The following is a 24901-nucleotide window of genomic DNA, read 5'->3' on the forward strand; positions in this document are numbered from 1 at the left end:
AAGGAACTATGACTATGACCGAAGTGCGCGTCCCCACGCTGGGGGAATCGGTAACCGAGGCAACCGTGGCAACCTGGTTCAAGAAGCCGGGCGATGCCGTGGCTGTTGACGAAATGCTTTGCGAGCTGGAAACCGACAAGGTCACGGTCGAGGTCCCCTCGCCCGTCGCCGGCATCCTGGCCGATATCGTGGCGGGCGAAGGTGAAACCGTCGGCGTCGATGCCCTGCTGGCCAATATCTCGGCGTCGGACAATGCCGGGCCGTCCGATCCAAAGCCGCGCGCCGAAGGCTCGCAAAAGGAAGAGGTTGGCCTGAAGCCTGCAAATGGTGGCGAAACGGTTGACGTGATGGTCCCGACCCTGGGCGAAAGCGTTTCCGAAGCGACCGTTTCGACCTGGTTCAAGAACGTTGGCGACAGCGTCGAACAGGACGAAATGCTTTGCGAGCTGGAAACCGACAAAGTGTCGGTCGAAGTGCCCGCCCCCGCGGCTGGCACCCTGACCGAGATCGTCGCGAACGAAGGCGACACGGTGCAGGCCGACGCCAAGCTGGCGGTGATCTCGTCCGGTGACGCCGGGGCCCCGGCCACCGGCGACGACGCCTCGAAAGGAGCGCAGTACGACACGCCCGAGGCGGGGAATGCTGGACCCGGCAAGGACATCAAGGATGGCCCCGCCGCCGAAAAGGCCATGGCCGAGGCTGGCATCAGCCGCGACCAGGTCACGGGTTCGGGCCGTGATGGCCGCGCGACCAAGGCCGATGTCTCTGCTGCTGTTGCCGCCGCGAAATCCGCGCCTGCTGCCTCGGCCCCGGCCAGCGCGCCGCGCGCACCGGTGCCTGCCGATGACGCCGCGCGCGAAGAGCGGGTCAAGATGACCCGCCTGCGCCAGACCATCGCCCGCCGCCTTAAGGACGCGCAGAACACCGCCGCGATCCTGACCACCTACAACGAGGTGGACATGACGGAGACCATGGCGCTGCGGAAGGAGTACAAGGAACTCTTCGAGAAGAAGCACGGCGTCAAGCTTGGCTTCATGTCCTTCTTCACCAAGGCCTGCTGCCACGCTTTGAAAGAAGTGCCGGAAGTGAACGCCGAGATCGACGGCACGGACATCGTCTACAAGAATTTCGTGCACATGGGCATCGCTGCGGGCACCCCGCAGGGCCTCGTCGTTCCGGTCATCCGCGACGCCGACCAGATGTCCTTTGCCGAGATCGAGAAGGCCATCGCCGAAAAGGGCAAGCGCGCCCGCGACGGCAAGCTGTCGATGGCGGAAATGCAGGGCGGCACCTTCACCATCTCGAACGGCGGCGTCTATGGCTCGCTGATGTCCTCGCCGATCCTCAACCCCCCGCAGTCCGGCATCCTCGGCATGCACAAGATCCAGGACCGTCCGATGGTCATCAACGGCGAGATCAAGATCCGCCCGATGATGTACCTCGCGCTTTCCTACGATCACCGCATCGTCGACGGCAAAGGCGCAGTGACCTTCCTCGTGCGCGTCAAAGAAGCGCTTGAGGACCCGCGCCGGTTGTTGATGGATCTGTGATCCCACAAGCTAGTCTTCAACGAACGACAAAATCGTTCGTTGAAGACGCAACTTACGAAGAATGGATTGCTTGATGTTCGTTGGCTACTTGAGAAGTAGAGCCAGATGCTGCAACTCGGCAGTGACGTCTTGCATTTCTGAGTTTCTTGAAGATTGTCGAGCAGCATCATGCAAAGCTGCAACCACTTTTTCTTTTAGGCCAGACTTTGCACTGTCTAAGCCTGCCACGATAATTTGCATTGCAATCTCTTGGGCCGCTGCCTTGGCAAGCAAGTCTTTTACCGTTTCAAAGAGTTCATCGTCCATTTTGGCCCTTTCAATTGCAATTTTCGATCCTTCGACCTCAGCCTTTCCTTCAGCAAGGGAAAGATCAAGCAGAAGTACAGGTTAAGGCTGTCATGACCCCCGAACTCACCGCCCTCACCCTCGCCGCCCTCCTGCAAGTGATCCACTTCTCGATCTACTCGGTCACAGCACAGATGCAGGTCGGCACAAAATACGCCGCTTCCCCCCGCGACACGCCGCGCCAATTGACCGGTATCGCAGGCCGCGCGCAACGGGCGATGAACAACCACTTCGAAGGGCTGATCCTGTTCGGCATCGCCGCTCTGACCCTGACCTTTGCCGACAAGGCAACGGAAACCACGGCCTTGCTCGCTGTGATATACTTGATCGCCCGCGTGCTGTACCTGCCCGCCTATCTGCTGGGCCTTGCGCCGTGGCGGTCGTTGATCTGGGCGGTCGGGTTTCTTGCAACACTCGCCATGCTTGTTCTGGCCCTGCTATGATTGTCCGAAACGGAGAAATTGGCTCTGGACGCCGCGCCACCAGCCCATTCAGTAAGGACCACAAATATCCCGGGAGTGAGGGGCCACGGCCCTGCCCGCGAAAACGAAAGGAAATCCAATGGCAAATTATGACGTGATCATCATCGGTGGGGGCCCCGGCGGCTATGTCTCGGCGATCCGATGCGCGCAGCTTGGCCTGAAAACCGCCTGCGTTGAAGGGCGTGACGCCCTTGGCGGCACCTGCCTGAACGTCGGCTGCATCCCGTCCAAGGCCCTGCTGCACGCGTCGCACCAGTTGCACGAGGCCGAGCACAACTTTGCCAAGATGGGCCTCAAGGGCAAATCCCCTTCGGTCGACTGGAAACAGATGCTGGCCTACAAGGACGACGTGATTGGCCAGAACACCAAGGGCATCGAGTTCCTGTTCAAGAAGAACAAGGTCGACTGGCTCAAGGGCTGGGGCAGCATCCCCGAGGCCGGCAAGGTCAAGGTCGGCGACGATATCCATGAGGCCAAGAGCATCGTGATCGCTTCCGGCTCGGAACCCAGCAGCCTGCCGGGTGTCGAGATCGACGAAAAGGTTGTCGTGACGTCGACCGGCGCGTTGGAATTGCCTAAGGTACCGAAAAAGATGGTCGTGATCGGCGCGGGCGTCATCGGGCTGGAATTGGGCAGCGTCTATGCCCGTCTGGGAACCGAAGTGCAGGTGATCGAATTCCTCGATTTCATCACCCCGGGAATGGACAGCGAAGTGCAGCGCGCCTTCCAGAAGATCCTGACCAAGCAGGGTCTCAAGTTTACCATGGGCGCCGCCGTGCAAAAGGTCGAAGCTTCCAAGACCAAGGCCAAGGTCACCTACAAGCTGCGCAAGGACGACAGCGAGCATGATATCGACGCCGATGTGGTGCTGGTTGCCACGGGTCGCCGCCCCTATGTCGATGGTCTGGGCCTTGACGCTCTGGGCATCGAGATGACCGACCGTGGCCAGATCAAGACCGACGACCAGTGGCGCACCAACGTCCCTGGCATCTATGCCATCGGCGACGCGATCGAAGGCCCGATGCTGGCGCACAAGGCCGAAGACGAAGGCATGGCCGCCGCCGAAGTGATCGCGGGCAAACATGGCCACGTGAACTATGGCGTGATCCCCGGCGTGATCTACACCGCCCCCGAGGTTGCCAGCGTCGGCAAGACAGAGGATCAACTTAAGGCCGAGGGCGTGTCCTACAAGGTTGGCAAGTTCAGCTTTATGGGCAATGGCCGCGCCAAGGCCGTGTTCCAAGGTGACGGCTTTGTCAAACTTCTGGCGGACAAGGAAACCGACCGCGTGCTAGGTTGTCACATCATTGGACCGGGCGCAGGCGATCTGATCCACGAGATTTGCGTCGGCATGGAATTCGGTGCCAGCGCCGAGGATATCGCGCTGACCTGCCACGCGCACCCGACCTTCTCCGAGGCCGTGCGCGAGGCTGCCCTTGCTTGCGGCGACGGCGCGATCCACGCCTGAACGTCCTCAATACTCTGCCCCCGGTCAGACAGGTTTTGACCGGGGGCTACATTTTATTAACTGCCAAGATTTAAGCATAGAAACGCGTTAAAGTCGCCAAATGGGTACACCACTCAACCCCAAGGAGTGGACAGCTGAGTTAAATGTAATGGGTATTTTACAGCATGTATTCGCCGCTCTTTTCGCGGCAAGTTCAGCATCAGGCGCGCTGGCCGAGCCCAATTCGGGCCTCGGCAGACGTATTGAAACCCTGAGTTATGTTGCCCCAAGCGCCATCCCCGGCGCAGATGGCGAACCGCTGTCGCTTTGCCAGATAACCCGTACGTTCCACGCGCTGTCCGTTCCCATGTGGCACAACGCCAAGGCATATGCGTTGGCCACCAATGCCTGCGTAACCGACATCTTCATGGAATTGTCGCTGGCCGAGTTCACACAGATCCAAAGCCTCGGTCTGGTGCCGCAGACCTTGCCCACGGTCCCAGCTTTGCTCCTGCGCGAGCGGCTGACCAAAGCCTGGGGCTTGGGTATATTGGCATTGCTATTTGGGAGCGCCACGTTTGTCAGTTCGCGCAAATTTCGCGCGCATCGGGCCTTGGATGTGCGCGCCCGGGCCTGAAAGTGCTTACCACAGCTTGGGTTGCGCCTTGGCCTCATAATTGGCGTCGTAATCCGCGCCACCTTCGGCTCCACCCATCATATCCGCCAGAATTTGCCCAACCGTTGGCACGGTATGCTTGTCATCCCGCTTCCAGATTTCCGAGCGGATCAGTGCCTTGGCACATTGGCTGTAAACCTCGTCCACCTCGATCACCACAATGGTGGCAGGCTGGCGCCCCTTCTTCTCGAAACTGGCTCGCAGATCGACATCATCGGTCAGAAATGCGCGACCGTTGACCCGCACAGTCGTTGTCGAACCCGGAACGAGGAACAGAAGTGCGACATGCGGATCGCGGATGATGTCACGCAGGCAATCCAAGCGGTTGTTGCCCCACCAATCGGGCATCAAAAGCGTCTTGTCGTCCTGCACACGCACAACCGGACCGTTGTCGCCGCGCGGGCTGCCGTGCACCCCTTCGGGACCAACCGTCGACAGAACGCAAAAGCGTGATCCTTCGATCCAGCGTTGATAGAGCGGCGTCAGATGCCGGGCGACCTTTGCGATCGAGGTCGGAACCGGATCGCCGTAAAGCGCGTGCAAATCCTTAAGTGTTTGCAGTTTGCGCATCAAAGCCCGCCTCCTTCATCAAGGCGTCAGAGGCCGCTTCGACCTCTTGCTCAAGCCGGAGGTTGAAATCGGCCTGCGGCAAACCCGGCGGGATCGGCGGCAGGAATTCGACCACCGCCAGACCGGGTTTGCGATACACCCCGGTGCGCGGCCAGAAAACGCCGACATTTGTGGCGGCGGGAACGCAGGGTTGCTGCATCTGTTTGTACAGAACCGCCGCACCGACCTTGTAGGGTGCCTTTACCCCCGGCGCGATGCGCGTGCCTTGCGGATAGATGATCAACTGACCGGCCTCGGCCGCACCCTTTTGGACATCTTTCATCATCTTGGTAATCGCCTGCGCCCGTTTGCCCCGGTCCACCGGGACGCAACCAATGCGCCATGCGTAGAGGCCGATGAACGGCGTCCATAGCAATTCACGCTTCATGATGAACTTGGCGGCCGGAAGTGATCCGAAGATCATGATGATGTCCAGAAACGACTGGTGCTTGGCGGCAATCAGCACCTCGCCCGAGGGTATCTCTCCGCGCACCTCGCTGCGCAGCCCGACCATCCACGATGCCGTCCAGCGTACCCAGCGCGTATATGTTCGGCAGGCATATCGCGCGGCATGGCGCGAGACCAAAGCGAATGGGAAAAAGACGATGCCAAGCACCGCCATCGCAAGATACATCTGGATCAAGAAGATCCAGGAGCGGATCCATTGCAGCATCAGTCAAGCCCCTCAAGTACGCGCCTTGCGGCAAAGCCGGTGGCCAGGAAAGCCACCAAGGCAGCCAGTGGCGGAACGAGAAACGGCCAAAGCCAATGCCAGCCCTGGAACCGCAAGCCGGTCAGGAAGTCGCCGGTATCCCCCGCGCCGGGCATCAACAGGATCGCGATCAACCCCAAGGCCGACCCAACGCCGGCGCCGATCAGCGTACGCAGAGTGAACCTGCGGACAAAAGCGCTGGCGATATAGCCGTCCGTCGCGCCGACCAGCCGCAAAACGGCGATCTCCCGCGAGTTGGCCGCCAGCGCGGCATTGGCCGCCAGCGTCACCATCGCGCCCGTAGTAGCGGCGATCAACAGGATCGACAGCCAGCCCAGCGATCGCAGCCGCGCTGCCGCCGCAACCAGCGGGCGGCGCCAGCGAGTGTGTTCGTCCAGCACGGCGCCGGGCACCTCGGCTTGCAGGCGCAGGCGCAGGCCTTCGCTGTCGTATTCGTCGTCGGCTTCGATCACTTCGATCAGTTGCGGCACCGGCAGGGTCTCGATTGGCAGGTCGGGGCCAAACCACGGCTCAAGCAGTGCCTTTTGTTCTTCATCAGTCAGTGCGCGGGCCGAGGCAATTCCGGGCGTTTGTTCAAGCACGCGCAAGGCGGCAGCGGTCTGTGCCGCCATCTGGTCGGCCGGGGCCGAGATGCGCAGCGTCGCACTGCGCGCCAATTCATGATCCCAGGCGCTGGCCAGCCGCCCAGAGGCCAGCGACAGCGCCAGGGCAAAGACCGTCAGAAAGGCCATGGCGCCGCTGGTGAACAGCGTCAGCCAGACGGTAAAACCCGCCGGGGGAACCACGCGGTCCGCGCCGGCATCGCGGGTCAGCACCGCGCGCATCATCTCGATCCAGGCGCTCAAAGGTCTGCCCCTGCAGCCTGAATACTGCGATTGGATATCCGCAGAACGCGCGCCTGTACCTGCGCTTTGGCGGCCCGTATCAGGGCCAGATCGTGGGTGGCAATCATCACCGTCTTGCCCATCTTGTTCAGCTCGACAAGAAGCCGCAACAGACGCTGCGACATCTCCCAATCCACGTTGCCGGTGGGCTCGTCCGCAAGAATCACGTCGGGCGACAGGATCAGCGCGCGGGCCAGCGCGGCGCGTTGACGTTCGCCCCCAGACAATTCCGGCGGCAAAGCATCGGCGCGCCCTGTCAGGCCCACCCATGTCAAAAGCTCGTTGAGGTTATCCAGCTGATCCGGTGTCGCCTGCCCCGTCACGCTCAGCGGCAAGGCGATATTCTCGGAAACCGACAGGTGATCCAGAAATTGGCAATCCTGATGGACCACGCCGATCCTGCGCCGCGCATAGGCCACCGCATCGCGGTCAAATGTCGTCATGTCCTCACCGAACAGGCGCACGGACCCTTCGGTCGGCTTCAACGCGCCATAGCACAGCTTGAGAAAGGTCGTTTTGCCCGCACCCGATGGCCCCGTCAGAAAATGAAAGGACCCCGCAGCAAGTCTTAGGCTCAGATCCGTCAGCAGCGCTTCGCCACTGTAGGAATAGGCCACGTTGTCCAGCTCGATCACGTCTGTCTGCCCTGTTCCTGCCTTTGGGTTCACCCTATTTGCTACAGCTTCGCACAGGTTTCAATGTTCCGCTGTTAAGGATTGGACTTTTCCCCTACAGACAGGCAACTTATTGTAGAGAAAACGTTCCGTGGACGGGAAGAGGACTGGACGTGAGCAGAATTCGGCTGATCTGCCCCAATTGCGGCGCTCAATACGAGGTGCCTGTCGAGGTGATCCCTGAAGGCGGGCGCGACGTGCAATGTTCGAATTGCGCGCATACCTGGTTTCAACGCCATCCTGACGACGATGTGGAATTGGCCGATGAACTTGGCCAGCCCAGCCCGGCAGAGGAATGGGACTCGCAAGATGATGCGCCGCCGGCGTCCGATGATGCGGACGACCTCGAACAGGATGATGCGCCCGAAGCCCCGGCGCCAACCAAGCGCGGGCTTGATCCGCAGGTGGCCGAAGTTCTGCGTGAAGAGGCCGAGCGCGAGCGCCGTCAGCGCAAGGCCGAAGCCGCGTCTTTCGAAATGCAGCCCGATCTGGGTCTGCGTGATCCCGACCAAGACGAGCAGGCCCGCCGTTCGCGCGAAGCCCGCGAACGCATGGCCCATATCCGCGGCGAGGATTTGATTGAAGAGGAATCCGACGCTCCGGCCGAACAGCCCGAACCTGCGCAACCTCTCTCGGAGACAGCCTTGGCTGGTCGTGCCGCCGCCGAAGCCGCCGCCGCTGCCGCAGAATCCCGGCGCGAACTGTTGCCGGACGTGGAAGAGATCAACCAGACCCTGCGCGCCAGTTCCGAGCCACGGGTCACCGATTCGAACGAAGGCCGGGTCACAGTCGAGGAGGCCGCCCCGCGCGCCAAAGGCGGGTTCTCTCGCGGCTTCTTTCTGGTGGTGCTTCTCTTCGCGCTTGCGATTGGCTCCTATGCCTCGGCCCCGCGCATCAAAGAGGCGCTGCCGCAGTCGGCTGCCGTAATGGATGCCTATGTCGCCAAGGTCGATGCCTTGCGGATCTGGCTGGACGCGAAGGTCACCACCCTGATGCACTCGCTTGACGGGATGAGTTCAGAGACGACCCCGGAAGACCAAGGTTAAGACCTGGAAAATTGAAGGAAAGGGCGGGAAACTCCCGCCCTTTTGCGTTTCTGCCAGCCGATCAGCTCCGGCCTTTCCACGGCACCAGAGATTTTTCTGCCAACCGCATCAGGATATCGATACCAAAGCCGATCACGCCGATCAGGATGATCCCCATCAGCACGATATCGGTCTGCTGAAACTTGGATGCGACCATGATCATCATGCCCGCGCCCTTTTCGGCGGCGACCAGTTCAGCGGCCACAACCGTTCCCCAACACACCCCCATTGCAACGCGCGCGCCTGTGAAAATCTCCGGAAGTGAATTCGGCACGATCACATGGCGCATGATCTGCACCTTGCTTGCGCCCAGCGAATAGGCCGCATGCACCTTCGAGATATTCACCCCCGACACCCCTGAGCGCGCAGAAATTGCCATGATCCAGAGCGCAGCAAGGAACAGCAGGATGATCTTGCCGGTCTCGCCAATCCCCGCCCAGATGATCACCAGCGGGATCAGGGCCAAGGGCGGCACCGGGCGCATGAACTCGACAATCGGATCAAACCAGCCGCGAAACCAGTTCGACAGGCCCATGGCGTAGCCCAGCGGAATGCCCACCAGCGCGCCCAGTACAAAGCCCACCACGACGCGGAACAGCGAATAGCCCAAATGCTCCCACAGGGTGCTGCCGCGATACCCTTCGCTGGCAATCTCGGACAGGCGTGCAAGCACGGCCTCGGGGGCTGGCAGCCAGATCGGCTCCATCTGCCAGCCCTTGGCCGGTTCAAAGTTCAGCGTCCCTTTCGGCGACATGCCCACCCGGCCAAAGTCCGTCTGGACCGAGCCTCCGGGAGCAATGGGCTGGCCGTTGACCGCCACGACACGGTGGTTCGCGTCGCGCCCGAAGTCATCGTTCTTGTCTACTCGGATCAGCCCCGACCGCCATGCGCCGACGGTTTCGCTGTCGTTCTTGGCCCATCCGTCGCCCGGATCGACCTCGGGGGCAGTTACATCTTGCCCCACCTCAAAGACACGGACAGTTACGGTGGCATCGTCTGGCGCGACGCCGTCGGCCTCGGCGGTATAGGTAAATGTCGCGTCGCCCATGAAAGGGCCCGGAGCGTGCAGGAAGGAGGGAATCAGCCTGGAGCCGGTGAAGGCCCCCCAAAGCAGGAAAATCGCAAGGATCGACACAACCGAGGCGATCCGGTTCGGGGTCACCGCGCTTTCGTCACCAAAGGTCACGGTCTTGAGCGAGGTGTAGTCGTTCACCGTTTTATGCGCGACGAATTTGACGATAAAGAAGGCGGCGACGAAGATCGCAACATAAAGCAGAAGGACGATCATGCGCTTTCCTCCGTGCGGCCCATGATTTCCTCTTCCATGTCCCAGATCATGCTGAGGATCTCTTCGCGTTTTGGCCCAAAGTCCGGGTGTTTCTTGACTTCACGCAGGTCTTGCCCGACCCCAAGATCGGCGAAGGGCAGATTGTATTCGCGGTGAATGCGGCCGGGGCGCGGCGCCATGACGATCAGGCGTTCGCCCAGCAAAAGGGCTTCTTCGACCGAGTGAGTGATCAGGATGATCGTCTTGCCGGTCTCTTTCCAAAGCTTCAGCACGAGGCTCTGCATCTTTTCGCGGGTCAGCGCATCCAGCGCGCCAAGCGGTTCGTCCATCAATATGACGTCCGGGTCATTGGCAAGGCAACGGGCCAGCGCGACACGCTGCTGCATGCCGCCGGACAGCTCGTAAACCGCCTTTTCCTTGAAGTCGTGCAGGCCGACCACGTCCAAAAGGTGGTCGACGTTCGCCGCCCATTCCTGCTCGCGTTTGCCTGCCATGCGCGGCCCGAAACTGACGTTCGCACGCACATCCATCCATTCGAACAGGGCACCCTGCTGAAAGACCATGCCCCGTTCGGCATCCGGGCCGGTCACGCGATGGCCATTCAGCGTCAGGGTGCCCTCGGTCGGGGCCAGAAAGCCCGCGACGATGTTCAGCAAAGTGGTCTTGCCGCAGCCCGAGGGGCCAAGCACGCTCATCAATTCGCCTTGCTTGATGTCCAGCGACACATCCTTGAGCGCCTGAACCGAGCTGCCGTTGGGCAGATCGAAGCGCATCGACAGGTTTTCTATGGTAAGTCCGCTCATGGCCTCCGCTCTTCTCAAAAGGAGCCTGAGGCTGATCAATTCTTTCAGCGAAAAATCGACTCAGCCTGAGACCCGCCGGAACCCAAAAGCCCGGCGGGCCGTGATCTTACATGCCGGATGCAGCTTGCAACGGTCCGGTGTTCACGTTCTCAGTATAGCTGTCCAGCGCGGCGTCGATGCTGCCTGCTTCAACAAAGACATCCGCGACGCCTTTCATGAACTCCTGCGCGCCGCCGCCCAGCCATTTGGCCGAAAGCTGTTCCTCGACGGTTGGGAAGATGAAGGTCGAAATCGTCGCCATAGTGGCGTCTTCGTCCATACCCGCATCCTTGGCGATGACCGGCAGCATCTTGGCGTGGTTCGCCTCATCCGCCCACATGGCGTTCGCTTCGGCAGTCACGGCGAGAAACTTGGCAACCATATCGGAATTTTCGGCCACCCAGCCCGACGGGCCCGAGGTCACGTCAAACACCAGAATGCCCAGATCTTCCTTCTCGGCGCCGGTCAAAAGCACGTTGCCATGCTCTTTCATCCGGCGCAGCGACCCACCCCAGCCACAGGCCATATCGACCGAGCCCTGAGCGATCGCAGCCGCGCCATCCGGCGGCGCCATGTCCACGACTTCCATGCCGCTGATGTCCACACCGAAATGGTTCATCTGCTTGAGGAACCCGTAATGCGCCGCGGTGCCCAGCGGCACGGCGACCTTCTTGCCCGCAAGTTCGCCGGCGCTGTCCTTGTCGATCTCAAGGTCTTCGCGCACAACGCAGTTGTCGTTGTCGGAATAGCTGACCGCAACGTCCAGCACCTGAAGATCCTGCCCGGCGCTTGTGGCCACCACAAAAGGCGGCACACCTTGCGACACGCTCAACTGCACATCGCCAGAGGCCATGGCAGCGCTCATCGCTGTACCGGTGTCGAAGCTCACCCAGTTGACGGTGGTGCCAAGCGCCTCATCGTACATGCCCTCGACCTTGGCATATTCAAAGGGCATCGGCCATTCGAGGAAATACCCCACGGTCAGGCCCCCGTGGCTTTCTGCCATAGCGGCCTGCGCACCGGCCAGCATGGCGAATCCGCCAACGGCCCCCATCAAAGCTGTCTTGAGTTTCATCAATAAAGTCTCCCCTGTTGCGCTCTGCCTGAAACAGGCCAGAGCAATATCAGCGCAGACCGATGGTCTGCCGCGTCCCGGCGCCTATTGTTAACGCTCTGCCCTGATCCGACCGGAAAACAGGCAACCGATCAATGTTTTTCATGGACAAAGGGCTTCATTGGCAAAGCCAAAAACCGCGATTTGGGAAAGTCAAAACAACTTAACGCCTTGGAAAATAAAGCTTCCACCCAGAACAACAGCCTTCCCGGAAGGCCGTCAGGCGGTTTTTGGCCCTACAGAGATACCCCATCTGGACCTATCGGCTGCCCGATTTTATCGCTCATTTGCCTTTGATCAGCTATGCTCAAACCAGCCCTGTCAGGAGGATCCCCCATGGACGGCACACTTTCGCAGAACGATCTGAGCCACGTGGTCGAGGCCGACAAGGCCCACGTCTGGCACCATCTGGTTCAGCACAAAACCTTTGAAACCAAGGACCCGAACATCATCGTCGAGGGCAAAGGCATGCGCGTCTGGAACCAGGCGGGCAAGGAACATCTGGACGCAGTGTCCGGCGGCGTCTGGACGGTCAATGTTGGCTATGGCCGCGAATCGATTGCCAAAGCGGTGCATGACCAGATCCTCAAGATGAACTATTTCGCCGGTGCCGCGGGGTCGATCCCCGGTGCACTGTTCGCCGAAAAGCTGATCGAGAAGATGCCGGGTCAGTCGCGGGTCTACTATTGCAACTCCGGCTCCGAGGCGAATGAGAAAGCCTTCAAGATGGTCCGGCAGATCGCGCACAAGCGTTATGGCGGGCAAAAGCACAAGATCCTGTACCGCGATCGCGATTACCACGGCACCACCATCGCCTGCCTCAGCGCGGGTGGTCAGGACGAGCGTGGGGCGCAGTATGGCCCCTTTACCCCCGGTTTCGTGCGTGTGCCGCATTGCCTTGAGTATCGCGCAGCAGATCAGGGCGCGCCCACCGAGAATTATGGCGAATGGGCCGCCGATCAGATCGAACAGGTCATCCTGCGCGAAGGCCCCGATACTGTTGGCGCCCTATGCCTTGAACCCGTCACCGCAGGCGGTGGCGTCATCACCCCGCCCAGCGGCTATTGGCAGAAGGTTCAGGACATCTGCCGCAAGTACGACATCCTCCTGCATATCGACGAAGTGGTCTGCGGCGTGGGCCGCACCGGCAGCTGGTTCGGCTATCAGCAATACGGCATCGAACCCGACATGGTCACGATGGCCAAAGGTGTCGCCAGTGGCTATGCCGCCATTGCCTGCCTGACCACGACCGAAGCGGTGTTCGACATGTTCAAGGACGACGCCAGCGATCCGATGAACTACTTCCGCGACATCTCTACCTTTGGTGGCTGCACGGCTGGCCCTGCGGCTGCCTTGGAAAACATGCGCATCATCGAGGACGAAGGCCTTTTGCAGAACTGCACCGATATGGGCGACTACATGCTGGGCCGTCTTGGCGAATTGCAAGACAAGCACGCGGTGATCGGCGACGTGCGCGGCAAAGGCCTGTTCCTTGGCGCCGAACTTGTCAGTGACCGCGCCGCCCGCACCCCTGCCGCCGAGGCGCTGGTGCAGGCCGTTGTTGGCGATTGCATGGGCCAGGGTGTCATTATCGGCGCAACCAACCGCTCGGTTCCCGGGTACAACAATACGCTGTGCTTCTCGCCTGCGCTGATCGCCACCAAAGATGACATCGACCAGATCATTGAGGCGACCGATGGCGCACTGACCCGTGTCTTCAAGTGAGCTGAACGAACTGGGGCTCCCCGTCGGCCTGCCGGTCGAGGGGGAGTATCCCCGCCCCCGCCCGCCGCATTCACTGCTACAAGGCCAATACGGTGATCTCGTGCCCTTGGCGCCCCAGCATGCCGAGGGCCTGTTCGACGCGATGGCCCTGGACAGGGACGGTCGAGGCTGGACATATATGCCGATCGGCCCTTGGCAAAGCTTGGAAGATGCCAAAACCTGGGTGACGCAGCACGCCGCGCTGGAAGATCCGCTGTTCTACGTTGTCCGCGACACCCATGGCAGGCCTCTGGGCTTTTGTTCCTACCTGCGCATCACCCCCGCCGTCGGCACTATCGAGGTTGGCTGGATCAGGTACAGCCCCGCCCTGCAACGCACGCGCCTTGCGACCGAGGCGATGTATCTGATGATGCGCCACGTTTTCGAGGATCTGGGCTATCGCCGCTACGAATGGAAATGCGACGCACTGAATGCCCCGTCCAAAGCCGCGGCAGAGCGTCTTGGCTTCACCTACGAAGGCACCTTCCGCCAAGCCACGATTACCAAGGGACGCAACCGCGACACCGCGTGGTTTTCGATCCTTGATAGCGAATGGCCCGCACTGAAGGCGCGCCTGGAAAACTGGCTCGCCCCGACGAATTTCACGTCGGACGGACAGCAAAAGCGCCGCCTTCAGGATATCTGAACACTGGTCGGTACGCGCTTGAGCGGAGACGTCGCGCAACAGGTGGGCAAGCGCACTATCCTTTGACGCGTATTTTCCAAATGGAAAAGGGCCGCCCAAGGCGACCCTTTCCCAAATGCAATTTCGTCAGGATCAGGCGTTGACGCTGTCCTTCAGAGCCTTGGCAATGGTCATCTTGACCTGCTTGTCGGCTTCTTTCTTGAACTGCTCGCCGGTGGCGGGGTTGCGCACCATGCGCTCGGGGCGCTCGCGGCAGTAGATCTTGCCAACACCCGGCAAAGTCACGGCGCCGCCGCCAGCAACTTCCGAAGTGATGATGTCGATGATCGCGTCCAGAGCCGCGCCTGCGGTCTTCTTGTCGCTGTCCATCTTTTCGGCCAGTGCAGCCACCAGTTGGGTTTTCGTCATCGGCTTGGACATTTTCTTATCTCCTTCACTGCCCACTCACTTGGGCCTCTGCGGCGCATTAAAACCGGATATAGCGGCAAAACACAACTCTTAGTGGCCCGATTGCATGAACTAACTGCGGTTTTAGGCCGGTTTTCGCAACGTCAGAGGAAGGCCGTCTCCTCAAATGACCGCAATTTCCGACTGTGGATACGCTCAAGCGGCATTTTGGACAAGGTTTCCATGGCGCGAATCCCTATGCGCAAATGCCGCGCGACCTGTGTTTGATAGAAATCCGAGGCCATTCCCGGCAGTTTCAACTCGCCGTGCAGGGGTTTGTCGCTGACGCACAGAAGCGTTCCGTAAGGCACCCGAAAGCGGAATCCATTGGCCGCAATCGTCGCGCTTTCCATGTCGAGGGCAATCGCCCGGGACTGAGACAGCCGCTGCACCGGGCCGGTGTGTTCGCGCAACTCCCAGTTGCGGTTGTCGACGCTCGCCACCGTGCCGGTCCGCATCACCCGCTTGAGGTCATAGCCCTCAAGCTTGGTCTCTTTTGCCACGGCCTGCTCAAGCGCGATCTGAATTTCGGCCAGTGCGGGGATGGGCACCCAGACCGGAAGATCGTCGTCCAGCACCTTGTCTTCCCGCAGGTAGGCATGGGCCAGCACGAAATCCCCGAGGCTTTGCGAATTGCGCAGTCCCGCGCAATGCCCCACCATCAGCCAAGCGTGCGGCCGCAGCACCGCGATATGATCGGTCGCCGTCTTGGCGTTCGAGGGGCCCACGCCGATATTCACCAAGGTGATCCCGGCGCCATCGGGCTTTTTCAGGTGGTAGGTCGGCATCTGCGGCAGACGCTCTGCCACCGGCAATTCGCCGTCGGCATCGGTGATCTCGACGTTTCCGGTGCTGACGAAACTGGTGTAACCGCTGTTTGGATCGGCCAGCATCGCCCGCCCATAGGCCTCGAACTCCGAGACATAGAACTGGTAGTTGGTAAAGAGCACATGGTTTTGAAAATGTGCTGGCGCGGTGGCGGTGTAATGCGCCAGACGCGCCAGTGAGTAATCCACCCGCTGCGCAGTGAAAGGCGCCAAAGGTTGGGTTCCGTCCTCGGCCCGCACTCCCACACCATTGACGATATCGTCATTGGTGCTGGCCAGATCAGGAACATCAAAGACATCGCGCAGGATGAATTCGGCGGCGCCCTCTTGTGGCACCGTGATTTCGGGAAAATTGGCCACGGCGAAATGCACCGGGATCGGCGTGTCGGACAGGCCGATCTGAACATCGACCCCGTGGTTGCCGATCAAAAGCTCAAGCTGTTGCACAAGGTAATGACGAAACATCCGTGGCCGCGTCACCGTGGTGGCATAGCTGCCCGGCGCGGTCACATGACCAAAGCTGAGGCGGCTATCAACCTTGGCGAAACTGGTCGTCGTAATGCGAATCTCGGGGTAGAAGGCGCGGATGCGCACGCCGGGGTGCCCTTCGCTCATGGCTTGCAGGAAACGGTCTTTAAGGAAAAGCGCCGCCGCATCGTACAACTCGCAAAGCCGCACGACGGCGGCTTTCGGGTCGCTGAACATGTCGGGCCCGGCATATTCAGGCATCACCACTTCCAAACCCGTCGACCGATCCTGCATGTCCTGCGCTCCTTTTTTGATTTTCCCGCAGGTTGACAGTTTGCCGCGAACGCTGCAAGCGCGGCGCCGTTTTGATCCTAGTCAGTAATCGGGCGCGGCAAAGCCATACCCGCCTCTGCCGCAACGGCGCTGAGGCGCGTCAGAACCTCGTCAGGCAAGGCAACCCCGCCTTGCGCCGAAGCCCGACCGGTTTTAGCGGCCCGATCACCGGGGATACGGACCGGGCCGCGCCCGGGAATGGCCTTGCTGGCGCGGCAGGCCTCATTCAAGTGCTCGACCTGTGCGACAAAGCCCTCAAGTCCGCCAAACGCCTCTGGATCGAGAACCTGCAGGAAGACATTCGCCCCCCAGCGTGTCGGCGCTTCGACCCGACCATGCGCCGCCAGCGCCTGCGTCAACATTTCGACCATCAGACCCATGGCAAAACCTTTGTGCCCATGGTCCACGCCACCAACAGGCAGAATGGACCCGCGAGGTTCGGCATTCACCACGTTGGGATCGGTGGTCGCATTGCCCTCGGCGTCGAGCATCCAGGGATGCGCGAATTCAGTCCCGCTGTTGATGTGCTCGCGCACCTTGGACACCGTCGTGATCGAGGCACAGGTGTCGATCAGCACAGGATGATCCTTGCCCGGATAGCCCACGGCCCAAGGGTTTGGCGTCAGCAGCGGCTCGACCCCGCCGAACGGCGCCACCCATTTTCCCGAGGGGTCCGAGGTCGCGATATAGCAGACAAATCCCTTTTGCGCTGCGATCCGCGTCAGCGTCGACAGACAACCGATATGGTGGCTGCGCCGGATCGCCATGGCCGCCATCCCCATATCGCTCGCCCGCGCCATGCAGGCCTCAAGCGCCTGTGTCATGATCCAATGGCCGGGCAGGTAATTGCCGTCCCAAACCATGGCGACCTTGTTGTCGCTGACCACGTCATGGGTGCCTTCGGAGGTCATATTTCCGCTGGCCAACTCTGGCAGATAATAGGGCACCATCGATACGCCATGCGTGGTCACGCCCATTTCATCTGTCTGGACAAGCAATTCGGTCACAACATCGGCCTTGTCCTTGCCTAGCCCCGACTGGGCCAGCAGCCCGCTTGCGAGCGTGAAGAGCTCGGATCTGTCAAATTTCTGCGTCATGCCACCTTGTCCTACCGGAAACATGGCCCGTCAATGGAATTTCACGCGTCCTGTTTGACTTGTGCCCGCGTCCGGGCCACCCTTTTGGACAAAATCAGGAGGGCCACATGAACGCACCGCAATCCATCGCCAATATCGACCACTGGGAAGAACGCTGCGACCTTGCCGCCGCGTTCCGCTGGACCGCCCGCATGAACATGCACGAAGGGGTGGCGAACCACTTCAGCCTGTCCGTGAACGAGGACGGGACCAAGTTCCTGATGAACCCCAACCTCAAGCATTTCTCGCGCATCCGTGCCTCGGACCTTTTGCTGATCGATGCCAATGACCCCGCCAGCATGGAGCGGCCCGACGCCCCCGATCCCACGGCTTGGGGCCTGCACGGCGGTTTGCACCGCGCCTGCCCTCAGGCCCGCTGCGCCATGCACGTGCATTCGATTCACGCCACTGTCCTCGCGACGCTCAAGGACAAGCGCCTGCCGCCGATCGACCAGAACTGCGCGATGTTCTTCAACCGCACCGTCATCGACGAAGGCTATGGTGGCCTGGCCTTTGAAGATGAAGGTGCCCGCTGCGCCGCGCTGTTCGATGATCCGAAGAAAAAGGTCATGGTGATGGGCAACCACGGCGTCATGGTCATTGGCGACAGCGTGGCCGAAACCTTCAACCGCCTCTATTACTTTGAACGCGCCGCAGAAACGTACATCCGCGCCCTGCAAACCGGCCAGCCGCTTGACGTACTCTCGGACGAGATCGCCGAGAAGACCGCGCAGGAAATCGAGGACTATCCCGTCCCGCAAGACGCGCGGTTCCTCGAAGAGCTGCGCCTGATCCTTGACGAAGAGGGCAGCAACTACGCCACCTGAGCTTAGCCCTTCCGCAGCCCGGTCTTGACCAGCAGACCCTTGCGCTTGGCTTCGTAATAATAACCGCGCGCATACCACATGATCGCCGCGTCCGGATCGCCGTCCGCTACGATATAGGCACCCTTGAGGTACTTCAGCGCATATTTCAGGTTGGTTTCGGCATCCAGAAGATCAGAATTCTTTCCCTTGAAGCCCATCCCGCGCGCAGTCTGCGGCAGGATCTGGAACAAGCCCCAATAGGGGCCGTTTCGCGCCCATGGGCGATGGGTGCTCTCGCGGATCGCAAGGCGATGCACCAGCGAACGCGGCAATCCGTAGTGATCCGACCACTTGTTGATCAGCCGACGCAACTCGGGGGTCTCGTTGGGATACAGTGGCGGATCAAAGACGCCGGGTTTGGCTGGTTCGGGCCGCTTGGGGGCGGCACAAGCAACAGGAAAGCTGAGCAGACTCAGCAAAAAGGCACGGCGGGCGAACATTGGCAGCTCCGAAAAAACTCAGGATGCTGTAATCCCAAGCGCTAACCCGCGCGAGTCCCCGGCGCGCGGATCGGCGATCAGCCGCCCATCACGCCTTGCAGAAGGTCACGATATAGCTGCGATCCTGCGCGTGCGCGCCCTTTGCATTGGCGCCATAGATCGGCACTTCACGGCGCTTGAGATCGCGGATTTCGCCGCCCATCGCGTCCAGCTTGCGCTCATACCCGGCCTTCGTCCAATGCTCGGCGTTGATCGACAGGGATACCACACCGCCCGTTGACACCACGCGGCAGACCTCGTCCAGCGCGTCTGGCCCGACGTGGCCATGCGTGAAGGTTCCCGAACTGACGGCCCCGGCATAGGCGCCGTCCGCAACCGGCAGCCGCTCCAGCAGATTGCCGGTGAAAAGGGTGCGGTAAATGCCCTTGCCGCCCGCCACCTCGAGCATTTCCGAGGATAGATCCGCCGCATCAACCGGCCCGATCCCAAGCGCCTTCAAAGCCGCGCCGCATAGCCCCGTTCCGGCACCAAGGTCCAGAACCGGCGCCGCGCCGCCCTCAGTCTGAAACCCCTGTGCCACATGCATCGGCAGGACATAATCCATGCTTTTGGCAAAGCTGCTGTCATAGGTTCTGGCCCAATCCGCATAGAGCTGCAAATTGTCCTCGATGCCCTGCAGCCCATAGGCCGCATCCAATCCCGGTGTCTTTTCCATGCCTTCCAGCCTAAACACCGTCAAACGAAAACGCCAGTATTGCGCGCTTGCGGGTTGCAAACCACCGCCAAGAGGGCCACTTATCCGGGCATGTCCGGAACGCTTCTCACCCTCGGCCACGGCTATTCCGCCCGCGCCCTCGCCCGTCGGCTCAAACCGCAAGGCTGGACGATCCTTGGAACCACGCGGTCCAAGGACAAGGCCGTTGATCTGCGCGCCGAAGGGGTCACGCCCGTCCTGTGGAACAAGGACGATGTGTTAGCTGCGCTTGAAAAGGCGACGCATTTGTTGATCTCTGCCGCGCCGGATGATCAGGGCGACCCGGCGCTGCGCCTGCTTGGCGACAAGATCGATCTTTATGCGCCTGACCTGCATTGGGCAGGCTACCTGTCGACCACCGGTGTTTACGGCGACCACCATGGCGCCTGGGTGGACGAAGCCACGCCGCTGACCCCCTCGACCGAACGCGGCGAAGCCCGCGTTCAAGCTGAAGCCGACTGGGGCGCCATCCCGCATCTGCCGTTGCACGTCTTTCGCCTGGCGGGCATCTATGGCCCCGGACGCGGACCCTTTTCCAAGGTCCGCAATGGCACCGCGCGGCGGATTGTCAAACAGGGGCAGGTCTTTAGCCGCATCCATGTCGACGATATCGCCCAGGTGCTGGAGGCCTCGATCAAAGCGCCCAACCCCGGCGCGGTTTATAACCTATGCGACGACGACCCTGCGCCGCCGCAGGACGTGATCGCCTATGCCGCCGAATTGCTTGGCCTTCCGGTGCCACCGGAAATCCCCTTTGAACAGGTCGACCTGTCGCCCATGGCCCGCAGCTTTTATTCTGAAAGCAAGCGCGTTTCGAACAGCCGTATCAAGCACGAACTGGGCATCAAGCTGATGTATCCGGACTACCGCGCGGGTCTTGCTGCGCTGTTGCGCGACGAAAGCGCCTGAGGCCAACATGAGCTCGCCTTTGGACGGCGCCCCGGAAAACCTGACCGAGTTGCTGGACGCCGTACAGCCGCAGGGCGATGAAACCTATGTCTCGGTTCAGGATATGCTGAAGCGGATTGGCGGGCGATCATTTCCGGCGGTGATCCTTGTGCCCTCGGTTCTGATGGTCTCACCGATCTCGGGCATTCCCACCGCCCCGACGCTCAGCGCTTTGGTCATCATGACCTGTGCTTTTCAGGGGTTGTTCGGGCGCTCGCACCTGTGGCTGCCGGGCTTTCTCATGCGGCGCAAGATTTCCGCGCGTCGGTTGCAAAAAGGCATCGATTGGCTGCGCCGCCCGGCAGGCTGGATGGACCGCCACAGCAAAGGCCGCCTGCGCCTGCTGACCGCTGGCCCGATGCGCCCGTTCGCCTTTCTCTTCTCGATCTTGATCGCGCTGTCGTGGCCCCTGCTGGAGCTGGTACCCTTCGTGACATCCTTCGGCGCCGGCGCGGTCGCAATGATCATGTTTGGCCTGATGACCCGCGACGGCGCCTACCTCGTGGCGGGCTACGTGCAGGGAACGGCGATCTACATCACCTTGCTGTCAATCTGGTCGGGTCTGTTCTGAGGTCACGCGCGTTTGTCCATAACGCTGACGCCCAGAACGTTCAGCACCTTGGCCTCGATATCCTCGGCGTTCATGCCCGCAACGGTGTACATGTCGCGCGGGTTGGCCTGATCGATAAAGATATCCGGCAGCACCATCGAGCGGTACTTGAGCCCGCGATCGAACACGCCCTCTTCGGCCAATAGCTGCGCCACATGGCTACCAAAGCCGCCAATCGCGCCCTCTTCGATGGTGATCAGCGCCTCGTGCTCTGCCGCCAGTTTCAGGATCAGGTCACGGTCCAGTGGTTTGGCAAAGCGGGCATCCGCCACCGTCGGGGTAATTCCGCGCGCGCCAAGCGCCTCGCAGGCCTTCAGCACTTCGCCCAGACGCGTGCCAAAGGACAGGATGGCAACACCCTTGCCTTCGCGGATCATCCGGCCTTTGCCGATTTCAAGAACCTCGCCGCGCTCGGGCATCTCGACGCCCTCGCCTTCGCCGCGCGGATAGCGGAAGGCAATCGGGCCTTGGTCATGCGCGGCAGCGGTGGCAACCATATGCTTCAACTCGGCCTCATCGGCGGCCGCCATGACGACGAATCCCGGCAGGTTCGCCAGATAGGCCACATCGAAACTGCCCGCATGAGTGGCGCCATCGGCCCCGACCAAGCCCGCGCGGTCGATGGCAAAGCGCACCGGCAGGCGCTGGATCGCGACGTCATGTACCACCTGATCATAGCCGCGCTGAAGGAAGGTCGAATACATCGCGCAAAAGGGCTTCATCCCGCCCGCGGCAAGACCCGCGCAAAAGGTAACGCCGTGTTGCTCGGCAATACCGACGTCGAAACAGCGAGATGGATAGCGTTCTGCAAACAGATCAAGGCCCGTGCCATCGGGCATGGCGGCGGTTACGGCGCAAACCAGCGGATCCTCGGCCGCGTGCTGCAGCAGCGCATCGGCAAAAACCTTGGTGTACGAAGGCGCGTTTGACGGCGCCTTTTTCTGCTCGCCGGTGGCGACATCGAACTTGCCGCGCGCATGGCCCTTGTCGGCCGCATGTTCGGCGTGGCGATAGCCCTTGCCCTTCTTGGTCAGGACATGGATCAGGATCGGCCCGGTGGCCCGCTGCCGCACCGTGCGCAGCACCGGCAACAACTGGTCCATGTCGTGGCCATCAATGGGACCAAGGTAGCTGAAGCCCAGCTCTTCGAACAGCGTTCCGCCCACAGTCATGCCCTTGAGCATTTCCTTGGCGCGCTTGGCGCCTTCGCGGAAGGGTTCGGGCAGGAAACTGACGGCGCCTTTGGCCGCCGCCTTGAGATCCTGAAACGGTGCCTCGGCATAAAGCCGGGTCAGGTAGGACGACATGGCGCCGGTCGGCGGCGCAATCGACATCTCGTTATCGTTGAGGATCACGATCAGACGTTTGCCCAGATGACCTGCGTTGTTCAGCGCCTCATAGGCCATCCCCGCAGAAATCGAACCATCCCCGATCACGGCAATCGCATCGCCATGCCCGGTGTCGCAATTGCCGCCCAGATCGCGCGCCACCGCAAAGCCCAAGGCAGCGCTGATCGAGGTCGAACTATGCGCCGCGCCAAAGGGGTCAAAGGGGCTTTCCGAGCGTTTGGTAAACCCCGACAGCCCGTCCTTCTGACGCAGGGTATTCATCCGGTCGCGGCGCCCGGTCAGGATCTTGTGCGGATAGCACTGGTGGCTGACGTCCCAGATGATCTTGTCGCGCGGCGCGTCAAAGACCGCGTGCAAGGCAACCGTCAGTTCCACCACCCCCAGACCGGCCCCCAGATGCCCGCCGGTTTGCGACACCGCATGGATCGTCTCGGCCCGCACCTCCTGCGCCAGTTGAGTCAGCTGCGCATCCGAGAATTGCTTCATATCGGCAGGCAGGGACACGCGGTCCAAAAGCGGTGTATCGGGTTTGTCAGCCACGGCGGACTCCGGTTCGTCAGTTTCGACGCGAGATAACGAAGCGAGCGGTTTGCCGCAAGCACTCGGCCTTTTCATCATAAACAGATAAGGCGTCACAGGCCTCAGTCACGAAGCTTTCTGCGCGGCTTTTCGCCCCGTCGAGACCCAGCAGGCTGACAAAGGTCGCCTTGCCGCGATCGCTGTCTTTGCCCACGGCCTTGCCCATGGCCGCGGCATCGCCCTCGACATCCAGAACATCGTCCGCGATCTGAAACGCCAGCCCAAGCGCCTGACCATAGCGGCGCAGCGGCTCGGGATCGGCGCCCGCCATACTGGCGCCCGCCATGGCAGACCATTCGATCAGCGCTCCGGTCTTGCCCCGTTGCAAAGCGGTGATTTGCTCCAAGGTCAGCGGCGCCTCCGCGCTTTCGGCGGCGATATCCATCGCCTGCCCGCCAACCATGCCGCGCACGCCCGAAGCACGCGCCAAACTTGCCGACAGAGCCAACCGGACCTCGGCTGGCAAATCCCCATGCGCCACCAGTTCAAAGGCCAAGGCCTGAAGCGCATCGCCGACCAGCAGCGCGGTGCCCTCGTCCCACGCCCTGTGCACGGTTGGACGCCCGCGGCGCGTGTCATCGTCATCCATGCACGGCATGTCGTCATGCACCAGCGAATAGGCGTGGATACACTCGACCGCCGCCGCCGCCGGGGTGGCCAATGGGGCGGACACACCGTTCACCTTGGCCCCTTCCAGCACCAGAAAACCGCGCAGGCATTTGCCGCCCTCAACGGAATAAAGCATTGCCTCGGAAACCGGCCCGTCCTCCTTGCGGAGCCACCGGTTCAACTCGGATTGGACTTGCTGCCGGACATGCGCCAGCGCGGGCGTCAGCTTATCCTGCGTCAAAGGGCTTGACCCCCGAAGGCTGACCCTCGCCATCCAGCGTGATGGCGGCGACCTTTTCTTCGGCCTCTTTCAGCTTGGCATCGCAGCGCTTGCGCAGTTTGGCGCCGCGTTCATACAGCTTGATGGAATCCTCAAGCGCCACGTCGCCGCGCTCCAACTGGCCCACCACTTGTTCCAGCTCGGCCATGGCCTGCTCGAATGTCATATCCTCGACTGATGTCTCGCTCATGCGCCTGCCTCCATCAATTCCTCAACATGCACCTTGGCGGCCTGCGCCAAAGCTGCAAGATCGTAACCGCCCTCAAGCACAGAGACCACACGACCGCGCGCTTTTTCCGCAGCAATCGTGCAGATTTCCCGGGTGATCCAGCGGAAATCCTCGGTCGTCCAATTGAGCTGCGCCAAAGGGTCGTCCTGATGCGCGTCGAACCCGGCCGAGACAATGATCAACTCAGGTTCATAGGCCCGCAGCCGCTGCAAGGCGGGCGTCCAAACCGCGCGCATCTCGGTTCCGCCCGAGCGGGGCGCCAAGGGTAAATTCAGAATGTTGTCATGCGCGCCGCGCTCATCCGCAGTGCCGCTGCCCGGCCAAAGCGGCATCTGGTGGCTGCCGATGAACAAGGAACGCGCCTCGTCCCACAGCAGGTCTTGTGTGCCGTTGCCATGGTGAACATCAAAATCCAGCACCGCAACGCGCTCCAACCCATGGCGCTCCAACGCATGTTTCGCCGCCAGCGCCGCGTTTCCGAACAGGCAAAACCCCATAGGAGTTTCCGTCTCGGCGTGGTGGCCGGGCGGGCGCGTCGCACAAAAGGCGTTCGCCACGTCCCCTCCCAAGACCATATCCACCGCCAGCAAAGCGCCCCCGGCTGCGCGTCGCGCCGCCCGCAGCGAGCCCGGCGACATCCATGTGTCGGCGTCCAGCTGGACGATCCCCGATGCAGGCACAGCGCCGACGATCCGGTCGATATAGGACTGCGGATGGCAAAGCAGCAGATCCTTGTCCGCTGCCTCCGGTGCGCCGACCCGAACAAGGTCCAGCCCCTGCAACGCGTGCAAGAGATGCTCCAGCCTCGCCACCTGCTCGGGGTGCCCCTCGGGCGTGAGATGATCCAGACAGTCCGCATGGGTGATCAAAGCCGTCGCCATTTAGCG

The 24901-nt window shown here is 61.4% G+C and carries 27 protein-coding genes; 10 read left to right on the forward strand and 17 right to left on the reverse strand.

Features of this window, described 5'->3' with window-relative positions:
* The first annotated feature begins 14 nt into the window (after positions 1 to 14).
* Positions 15 to 1550, forward strand: coding sequence for a 2-oxoglutarate dehydrogenase complex dihydrolipoyllysine-residue succinyltransferase (gene odhB, locus ACOYQJ_RS13380; RefSeq protein WP_422906532.1), 1536 nt, complete (start codon positions 15 to 17; stop codon positions 1548 to 1550).
* Positions 1551 to 1634: 84 nt separating this feature from the next.
* On the opposite strand, the gene ACOYQJ_RS13385 is transcribed toward odhB, so the two are convergent.
* Positions 1635 to 1856: a hypothetical protein gene (locus ACOYQJ_RS13385; protein WP_422906533.1), complete on the reverse strand. Its 222-nt coding sequence runs from the start codon at positions 1854 to 1856 to the stop codon at positions 1635 to 1637.
* 92 nt (positions 1857 to 1948) lie between these two features.
* Here ACOYQJ_RS13385 and ACOYQJ_RS13390 point away from each other — a divergent pair, with 92 nt between their 5' ends.
* The 3 genes from ACOYQJ_RS13390 (at position 1949) to ACOYQJ_RS13400 (ending at position 4461) form a co-directional block, all read left to right on the forward strand.
* Positions 1949 to 2338 (forward strand): MAPEG family protein, encoded by a 390-nt coding sequence (locus ACOYQJ_RS13390; RefSeq protein ID WP_422906534.1) that lies wholly within the window; start codon positions 1949 to 1951, stop codon positions 2336 to 2338.
* A 118-nt stretch (positions 2339 to 2456) separates the two neighbouring features.
* Entirely contained in the window at positions 2457 to 3845 is a 1389-nt protein-coding gene (gene lpdA / locus ACOYQJ_RS13395; protein WP_422906535.1) for a dihydrolipoyl dehydrogenase, read from the forward strand.
* A gap of 100 nt (positions 3846 to 3945) precedes the next feature.
* On the forward strand, positions 3946 to 4461 hold the full coding sequence (locus ACOYQJ_RS13400; RefSeq protein ID WP_422906536.1) for a hypothetical protein: 516 nt from the start codon (positions 3946 to 3948) through the stop codon (positions 4459 to 4461).
* 6 nt (positions 4462 to 4467) lie between these two features.
* On the opposite strand, the gene ACOYQJ_RS13405 is transcribed toward ACOYQJ_RS13400, so the two are convergent.
* From ACOYQJ_RS13405 to ACOYQJ_RS13420, 4 genes are read right to left on the reverse strand one after another with little or no spacing between them, the layout of a single operon-like run.
* Positions 4468 to 5070, reverse strand: a complete 603-nt coding sequence (locus tag ACOYQJ_RS13405; RefSeq protein ID WP_422906537.1) for a pyridoxamine 5'-phosphate oxidase family protein — start codon at positions 5068 to 5070, stop codon at positions 4468 to 4470.
* The gene (locus ACOYQJ_RS13410; protein WP_422906538.1) at positions 5048 to 5782 is read right to left on the reverse strand and encodes a lysophospholipid acyltransferase family protein; all 735 of its coding nucleotides are present in this window, start codon (positions 5780 to 5782) and stop codon (positions 5048 to 5050) included. The genes ACOYQJ_RS13405 and ACOYQJ_RS13410 overlap by 23 nt, the downstream gene beginning before the upstream one ends.
* Positions 5782 to 6669: a cell division protein FtsX gene (locus ACOYQJ_RS13415; RefSeq protein WP_422906690.1), complete on the reverse strand. Its 888-nt coding sequence runs from the start codon at positions 6667 to 6669 to the stop codon at positions 5782 to 5784. Before ACOYQJ_RS13415 ends, ACOYQJ_RS13410 begins: the two co-directional genes overlap by 1 nt.
* Positions 6670 to 6683: 14 nt before the next feature.
* Positions 6684 to 7361: a cell division ATP-binding protein FtsE gene (locus ACOYQJ_RS13420; RefSeq protein WP_422906539.1), complete on the reverse strand. Its 678-nt coding sequence runs from the start codon at positions 7359 to 7361 to the stop codon at positions 6684 to 6686.
* Positions 7362 to 7513: 152 nt separating this feature from the next.
* Between ACOYQJ_RS13420 and ACOYQJ_RS13425 the strand changes: the two genes are divergently transcribed.
* Positions 7514 to 8446, forward strand: a complete 933-nt coding sequence (locus tag ACOYQJ_RS13425; RefSeq protein WP_422906540.1) for a zinc-ribbon domain-containing protein — start codon at positions 7514 to 7516, stop codon at positions 8444 to 8446.
* A gap of 61 nt (positions 8447 to 8507) precedes the next feature.
* Here the strand turns inward: ACOYQJ_RS13425 and ACOYQJ_RS13430 are convergent, their stop codons facing one another.
* The 3 genes from ACOYQJ_RS13430 to ACOYQJ_RS13440 all read right to left on the reverse strand — a co-directional run bounded on the left by ACOYQJ_RS13430 (position 8508) and on the right by ACOYQJ_RS13440 (position 11690).
* Entirely contained in the window at positions 8508 to 9773 is a 1266-nt protein-coding gene (locus tag ACOYQJ_RS13430; protein WP_422906541.1) for an ABC transporter permease, read from the reverse strand.
* On the reverse strand, positions 9770 to 10576 hold the full coding sequence (locus ACOYQJ_RS13435; RefSeq protein WP_422906542.1) for a taurine ABC transporter ATP-binding protein: 807 nt from the start codon (positions 10574 to 10576) through the stop codon (positions 9770 to 9772). Before ACOYQJ_RS13435 ends, ACOYQJ_RS13430 begins: the two co-directional genes overlap by 4 nt.
* A gap of 106 nt (positions 10577 to 10682) precedes the next feature.
* Entirely contained in the window at positions 10683 to 11690 is a 1008-nt protein-coding gene (locus ACOYQJ_RS13440) for a taurine ABC transporter substrate-binding protein (protein WP_422906543.1), read from the reverse strand.
* Positions 11691 to 12065: 375 nt separating this feature from the next.
* On the opposite strand from ACOYQJ_RS13440, the gene ACOYQJ_RS13445 reads away from it, so the two are divergent.
* Both ACOYQJ_RS13445 and ACOYQJ_RS13450 read left to right on the forward strand, forming a co-directional pair.
* On the forward strand, positions 12066 to 13454 hold the full coding sequence (locus tag ACOYQJ_RS13445; RefSeq protein WP_422906544.1) for an aminotransferase family protein: 1389 nt from the start codon (positions 12066 to 12068) through the stop codon (positions 13452 to 13454).
* Positions 13441 to 14139 carry a GNAT family N-acetyltransferase gene (locus ACOYQJ_RS13450; protein ID WP_422906545.1) on the forward strand — a complete coding sequence of 233 codons (699 nt, stop codon included), beginning with the start codon at positions 13441 to 13443 and terminating at the stop codon, positions 14137 to 14139. The genes ACOYQJ_RS13445 and ACOYQJ_RS13450 overlap by 14 nt, the downstream gene beginning before the upstream one ends.
* Positions 14140 to 14271: 132 nt before the next feature.
* Here the strand turns inward: ACOYQJ_RS13450 and ACOYQJ_RS13455 are convergent, their stop codons facing one another.
* The 3 genes from ACOYQJ_RS13455 to ACOYQJ_RS13465 all read right to left on the reverse strand — a co-directional run bounded on the left by ACOYQJ_RS13455 (position 14272) and on the right by ACOYQJ_RS13465 (position 17311).
* Positions 14272 to 14559 (reverse strand): HU family DNA-binding protein, encoded by a 288-nt coding sequence (locus ACOYQJ_RS13455; protein WP_422906546.1) that lies wholly within the window; start codon positions 14557 to 14559, stop codon positions 14272 to 14274.
* Positions 14560 to 14690: 131 nt separating this feature from the next.
* On the reverse strand, positions 14691 to 16142 hold the full coding sequence (locus ACOYQJ_RS13460) for an AMP nucleosidase (RefSeq protein WP_422906691.1): 1452 nt from the start codon (positions 16140 to 16142) through the stop codon (positions 14691 to 14693).
* 110 nt (positions 16143 to 16252) lie between these two features.
* Complete coding sequence (locus ACOYQJ_RS13465) at positions 16253 to 17311, reverse strand: Ldh family oxidoreductase (protein ID WP_422906547.1); 1059 nt, start codon at positions 17309 to 17311, stop codon at positions 16253 to 16255.
* 107 nt (positions 17312 to 17418) lie between these two features.
* Here ACOYQJ_RS13465 and ACOYQJ_RS13470 point away from each other — a divergent pair, with 107 nt between their 5' ends.
* On the forward strand, positions 17419 to 18177 hold the full coding sequence (locus tag ACOYQJ_RS13470) for a class II aldolase and adducin N-terminal domain-containing protein (protein WP_422906548.1): 759 nt from the start codon (positions 17419 to 17421) through the stop codon (positions 18175 to 18177).
* A 2-nt stretch (positions 18178 to 18179) separates the two neighbouring features.
* On the opposite strand, the gene ACOYQJ_RS13475 is transcribed toward ACOYQJ_RS13470, so the two are convergent.
* Both ACOYQJ_RS13475 and ACOYQJ_RS13480 read right to left on the reverse strand, forming a co-directional pair.
* Positions 18180 to 18656, reverse strand: coding sequence for a transglycosylase SLT domain-containing protein (locus tag ACOYQJ_RS13475; RefSeq protein ID WP_422906549.1), 477 nt, complete (start codon positions 18654 to 18656; stop codon positions 18180 to 18182).
* A gap of 88 nt (positions 18657 to 18744) precedes the next feature.
* Positions 18745 to 19371 carry a class I SAM-dependent DNA methyltransferase gene (locus ACOYQJ_RS13480; protein ID WP_422906550.1) on the reverse strand — a complete coding sequence of 209 codons (627 nt, stop codon included), beginning with the start codon at positions 19369 to 19371 and terminating at the stop codon, positions 18745 to 18747.
* 90 nt (positions 19372 to 19461) lie between these two features.
* Between ACOYQJ_RS13480 and ACOYQJ_RS13485 the strand changes: the two genes are divergently transcribed.
* The gene (locus tag ACOYQJ_RS13485) at positions 19462 to 20319 is read left to right on the forward strand and encodes an SDR family oxidoreductase (protein WP_422906551.1); all 858 of its coding nucleotides are present in this window, start codon (positions 19462 to 19464) and stop codon (positions 20317 to 20319) included.
* Between the two features lie 7 nt (positions 20320 to 20326).
* Complete coding sequence (locus ACOYQJ_RS13490) at positions 20327 to 20929, forward strand: exopolysaccharide biosynthesis protein (RefSeq protein WP_422906552.1); 603 nt, start codon at positions 20327 to 20329, stop codon at positions 20927 to 20929.
* A 2-nt stretch (positions 20930 to 20931) separates the two neighbouring features.
* Here ACOYQJ_RS13490 and dxs read toward each other — a convergent pair whose 3' ends face one another.
* The 4 genes from dxs to ACOYQJ_RS13510 are packed head-to-tail and all read right to left on the reverse strand — an operon-like array spanning position 20932 to position 24895.
* Positions 20932 to 22857 (reverse strand): 1-deoxy-D-xylulose-5-phosphate synthase, encoded by a 1926-nt coding sequence (gene dxs / locus ACOYQJ_RS13495; protein ID WP_422906553.1) that lies wholly within the window; start codon positions 22855 to 22857, stop codon positions 20932 to 20934.
* A 16-nt stretch (positions 22858 to 22873) separates the two neighbouring features.
* Positions 22874 to 23779: a polyprenyl synthetase family protein gene (locus ACOYQJ_RS13500; RefSeq protein ID WP_422906554.1), complete on the reverse strand. Its 906-nt coding sequence runs from the start codon at positions 23777 to 23779 to the stop codon at positions 22874 to 22876.
* Positions 23733 to 23975, reverse strand: a complete 243-nt coding sequence (locus ACOYQJ_RS13505) for an exodeoxyribonuclease VII small subunit (RefSeq protein ID WP_422906555.1) — start codon at positions 23973 to 23975, stop codon at positions 23733 to 23735. The genes ACOYQJ_RS13500 and ACOYQJ_RS13505 overlap by 47 nt, the downstream gene beginning before the upstream one ends.
* Positions 23972 to 24895 carry a histone deacetylase family protein gene (locus tag ACOYQJ_RS13510; protein WP_422906556.1) on the reverse strand — a complete coding sequence of 308 codons (924 nt, stop codon included), beginning with the start codon at positions 24893 to 24895 and terminating at the stop codon, positions 23972 to 23974. The genes ACOYQJ_RS13505 and ACOYQJ_RS13510 overlap by 4 nt, the downstream gene beginning before the upstream one ends.
* Positions 24896 to 24901 lie beyond the last annotated feature (6 nt).

Origin of the sequence: Pacificoceanicola algae (assembly GCF_049341065.1) — a bacterium.
Classification (GTDB): Bacteria; Pseudomonadota; Alphaproteobacteria; order Rhodobacterales; family Rhodobacteraceae; genus Pacificoceanicola.